Origin of the sequence: Schlesneria sp. (assembly GCF_036405755.1) — a bacterium.
GTDB classification, from domain to species: Bacteria; Planctomycetota; Planctomycetia; order Planctomycetales; family Planctomycetaceae; genus Schlesneria; species Schlesneria sphaerica.
In genome coordinates this window covers 1-4,458 of record NZ_DASWWZ010000364.1, presented here as the reverse complement: position 1 = coordinate 4,458, position 4,458 = coordinate 1, and the positions used below count along the sequence as shown (strand labels likewise).

Genomic DNA, 4,458 nt, shown 5'->3' with positions numbered 1-4,458 from the left:
GTAAGAACAGCTCGCGTGACAACTGACATTATCTAACGTGAGTGATGGTCCATGCGGCGAGTTGTTTGTCGCTGAGATCCTCGAGCAGCAGCAGGGACTCGTAGGGGTCGCCGGTCAGGCCCAGCGCCTGGGCGAAGGCGGGTTCGGTTTTCAGTCCCTTGTCGCGGGCCTGCTGGATCTGCGGCCGTAACTCGGGGTGCAATCTCAATAGCCGCTGCTCGATCAGAAAGTGTCTTACCCCAGCCTGCCTCTGCACGGGGATCTGCTGGCAGAAGAGTTCGATAGGCCAACCTTGATACTCGAAATTGGCGATGCAGGTCGGCTGCTGTCCGATGGAGAGTGATCGGACGGCGAATGCGGGCAACTGCTGGAACTCCGTCAGGACTCGGTCGCGGAAATGGTTCAGTTCGGCGGCCTCGCAGGCTACATCGATGTCGCTTGAGGCCACCGTGATGCCGAGCGGTGGGGTGCCAATCACGACTGGCCGGAATTCCGCCAGTTTCGCCAGTAAGTCCAGATCGGCCAGAATTTGTTCGTAGTGAACTCGCATGGTTCTCCCTTCGTGCTGCCTGGCTGCACTGTCTTCTCAAACGGAGCTCACTGCATCCGGTTCGGTTGTAACGGCGGGCCGTCGGCTCCGTCCCCCCGGCTGGCACTGATCTCCGCCGATCGACACTACCTTGTCATGCGGGGCAGGGTGCCGAAAGTGTTCGATTTCGGAAAGTACAGAAATTGGCATCATTGACTGACTCTATATTATCGATAATATATACGCGTCGTGCGGTAGGGCTGATGTGATAGCGGATTTGTTCGCAACCTGTTCAAATGTTGCTGGTTACATCGGGCACGAGTTGGAAAGAGAGAATCGGCAATGCCTTCCCTGCGCCAATGCATGAGTGACAAGATCAGAAACGCCCTGACCTCCAGGATCTTCGATGGAAGCCTGAAGGCGGGTGAGCGGCTGGTTGAGTTAGAAATTGCCCGGGAATTTGACACCAGTCAAACTCCCGTCCGGGAAGCCTTGCGGGAACTCGAATCACTGCAGCTCGTGGAATCGATTCCCTACCGCGGTACTCGCGTTCGGGAAATTTGTGATCGGGAGATGATCGAGGCGTACACCGTGCGTGGCGTACTGGAGCAACTCGCTGCCGAGCTGGCTGCACCACGGCTTGCCGGGAATGTTTCCTCGTTGCGGACGTCCCTGGCACTGATTCACGAAGCAGCCCGAACGGGAGACATTGAGGCGTATGCTCGCCACAACATTGAGTTTCATCGAACCATCGTCCTCGCTTCAGACAATCAGGTACTGATTCAGTCCTGGGAACGACTCGCGTTTGAAGCACGCGTCAGGCTTCATCTGCATCGTCGGCATGAGCCAAGTTTAGTTGATCGGGCGCGCGAACATGATGGCCCGGTGGATGCTCTGGAACGGGGTGACGGAGTCACTGCCGGTCGTTTGCTGCGAGAGCACGCAGAGTCGTGTAAGCAGCGCTGGTGTGATCGAGTCGCTGGTTCGGCTGCTTCGCAGCAGACCGGTACGACGGAGTTGACGCCCGTCACTGCCAGTTGTTTGTCCTGATGACCGTCGTTTGTCCTGGTGAATGGTGGCGTGATCGACCTGCCTGAGCCCGGCGGCCGGGTTATCGCGTCGATTGACCTTCCCTTTCTGTGACTCACTTACGTCATGCCGACGCAAGCGGATCGCGGTACGTCCATTTACAAAACGTGACACCATGTGGATCGTTCGTCTCGCTCTGCGTAAACCCTACACCTTCGTGGTGATGTCCATTCTGATCGCAATCCTTGGGATCGTGACGATCGCCCGGATGCCGATGGATATCTTTCCGGAAATCCAGATTCCTGTGGTGGCTGTCATCTGGACGTACACCGGGATCTCGCCGGACGAAATGGAAACGCGCGTCGTGGGAAACTATGAGCGTGTGCTGGTGTCGACCGTCAGTGGCATCGAACACATTGAAAGCCAGTCCCTGAACGGCATCAGTGTAGTGAAGATCTTCCTCCAGGAAGGGGCGAATATCGACAGCGCCATCTCGCAGGTCGTCGCGACCTCGCAGCAGGTGCTCCGTTCAATGCCGCCCGGCATCTTTCCCCCACTGGTCATGCGCTACAACGCGGCGAACGTGCCGATCGTGCAGGTCTCGCTGAGCAGCGACGTGCTGAACGAGCAACAGCTCTTCGATAACGCCACCAACGGGCTGCGGCCCGGGATGGCGACCGTGCCGGGTGCTCAGGTGCCGTATCCTTACGGCGGAACCGTAAGACAGATCATGATCGATATCGATCCTGAAAAGCTGTATGCGTGGAACCTGTCGGCCGCGGATGTCTCGGCAGCCATCTCGGTGCAGAACCTGATCGCTCCTTCGGGAACGGCGAAGATCGGCGAACAGGAATATAATGTCCGGCTGAACAACAGTCCGACCGTCGTCGAAGAGATCGCGAACTTGCCGATCAAGTCGGTCGGCACACGCACCATCTTCATGCGGGACGTCGCGCATATTCGCGACGGGGCCGCTCCGCAAACCAACATCATCCGGGTCGACGGCAAGCGTGGGGTGCTGCAACCGGTGCTCAAGTCGGGTGCCTCGACGCTGGAGATTGTGAATGGCGTGAAACGGCGCATGCCCGCCATCCTCGCCACGTTGCCTGATACGCTGAAAGCGACGTTACTCTCGGACCAGTCGATCTTCGTGAGTGGTGCGATTCACGGAGTGCTGATGGAAGGGGCCATCGCCGCAGGGCTGACAGGTCTGATGATCCTGTTATTCCTCGGCTCGTGGCGCAGTACCCTGGTCGTGGTGATCTCGATCCCGCTGTCGATCCTTGTTTCGATCATGGCGCTGTCGTTCCTGGGGCACACGCTGAACGTGATGACGCTGGGTGGACTGGCTCTCGCGGTCGGTATTCTCGTTGATGATGCCACAGTGGAAATCGAAAATATCCACCGGAATCTCCATCTGGGAAAACGGCTGGTCCCTGCGATTCTCGACGGGGCCCAGCAGATTGCGACCCCGGCGTTCGTTGCAACGTTGTGTATCTGTATCGTGTTCGTCCCCGTGGTGTTCATCACCGGTGCGGCCCGCTCGCTCTTCGTTCCGATGGCGATGGCGGTGGTCTTCGCGATGCTGACCAGCTACTTCCTCAGCCGAACCCTCGTTCCGACGCTGACCCACTACCTGCTGGCTGGCGAAGTGGAAATGTACGGAGGCAAGAAAGAGGGGGCGTCAGAAGACCAGAAACCACCCAAGTTTGGTCTGATCTGGCGGGTGCACCACCGGTTCAACCACTACTTTGACAAGCTGCGCGATTTTTATGGAGTCTGCCTGCTGACGGCCCTCAACCACCGGGCTCTGGTCGCGATGGCGTTCGTGACACTGGTGGCGGCTTCGAGCGCGTTGCTGCCGATGCTCGGACGCGATTTCTTCCCCAGTGTCGATTCGGGACAGATGCGAATGCACGTGCGGGCCCCCGCGGGAACCCGTATTGAAGAGACGGAACGCTGGTTCGGGCGGATCGGTGACGTCGTGCGCGAGATTATTCCTCCGCACGAACTGGAAACGATCATCGACAACATTGGCATCCCCAACAGCGGGATCAATCTGGCACTCAGTGACGGTTCGCTGATGTCGGCGGCGGATGGCGAGATGCTGATCACGCTGCACGAGCACCACGCGCCGACCAATGAATACATCGCCAGGCTGCGGCGTGAACTGAACAAGCGATTCCCCGACCTGACATTCTACTTTCAACCGCCGGACATCGTGACGCAGGTGCTGAACTTCGGTCTGGCAGCTCCGATCGACGTGCAGATCGTCGGGCCTCGGGGCAACTATGAAAAGAACTACCAGATCGCCAAGCAGATCCGAGACAGGATTGCCGAAATCCCCGGAGCGGTCGACGCTCACCTGCAGCAGGTCATCCGCACGCCGGAATTGAACATCGACGCCGACCGGACGCTGCTCAGTCAATTGGGTATTTCGGCTCGGGATCTATCGAACGACATGCTGGTGTCGCTGAGTTCCAGCGGCCAGGCGGCCCCGAACTTCTGGCTCGATCCGAGGACCGGGGTGCAATATCCACTCGTGGTGCAGGCGCCTCAGTTTCGGATCGATTCGGTTGATGCCATTAACTCGACCCCCGTTTCCCGCAGTGGCGACAGCACCGAAGCCCAACTGCTCGGGAACCTGGCCAGCGTGCGTCACGCGTTCGGTCCGACAAACGTCACCCATTACAACATCGCGCAGAGTTTCGACGTCCTGGCGGGAGTTCAGGGAACGGACCTGGGCAGCGTGGCGGCGGCGATCGACAGGATCGTGGACGAGATTCGTCCGACACTTCCCCGAGGGACAACGATTACCGTGCGAGGTCAGGTGCAAAGTATGATGACCTCGTTCCGAGGACTCAGCTACGGGCTGATCTTTGCCGTGGTGCTGGTCTATC

Annotated in this window: 3 protein-coding genes; 2 read left to right on the top strand and 1 reads right to left on the bottom strand. The window is 58.8% G+C overall.

The features are described from left to right. Positions 1 to 28: 28 nt before the first annotated feature. Positions 29 to 550: a DUF4269 domain-containing protein gene (locus tag VGE80_RS12525; RefSeq protein ID WP_440592908.1), complete on the bottom strand. Its 522-nt coding sequence runs from the start codon at positions 548 to 550 to the stop codon at positions 29 to 31. Between the two features lie 321 nt (positions 551 to 871). On the opposite strand from VGE80_RS12525, the gene VGE80_RS12520 reads away from it, so the two are divergent. Beyond that, entirely contained in the window at positions 872 to 1,579 is a 708-nt protein-coding gene (locus tag VGE80_RS12520) for a GntR family transcriptional regulator (protein WP_397569845.1), read from the top strand. A gap of 154 nt (positions 1,580 to 1,733) precedes the next feature. After that, on the top strand, positions 1,734 to 4,458 hold a 2,725-nt coding region (locus tag VGE80_RS12515; protein WP_440592907.1), incomplete at its 3' end, for an efflux RND transporter permease subunit.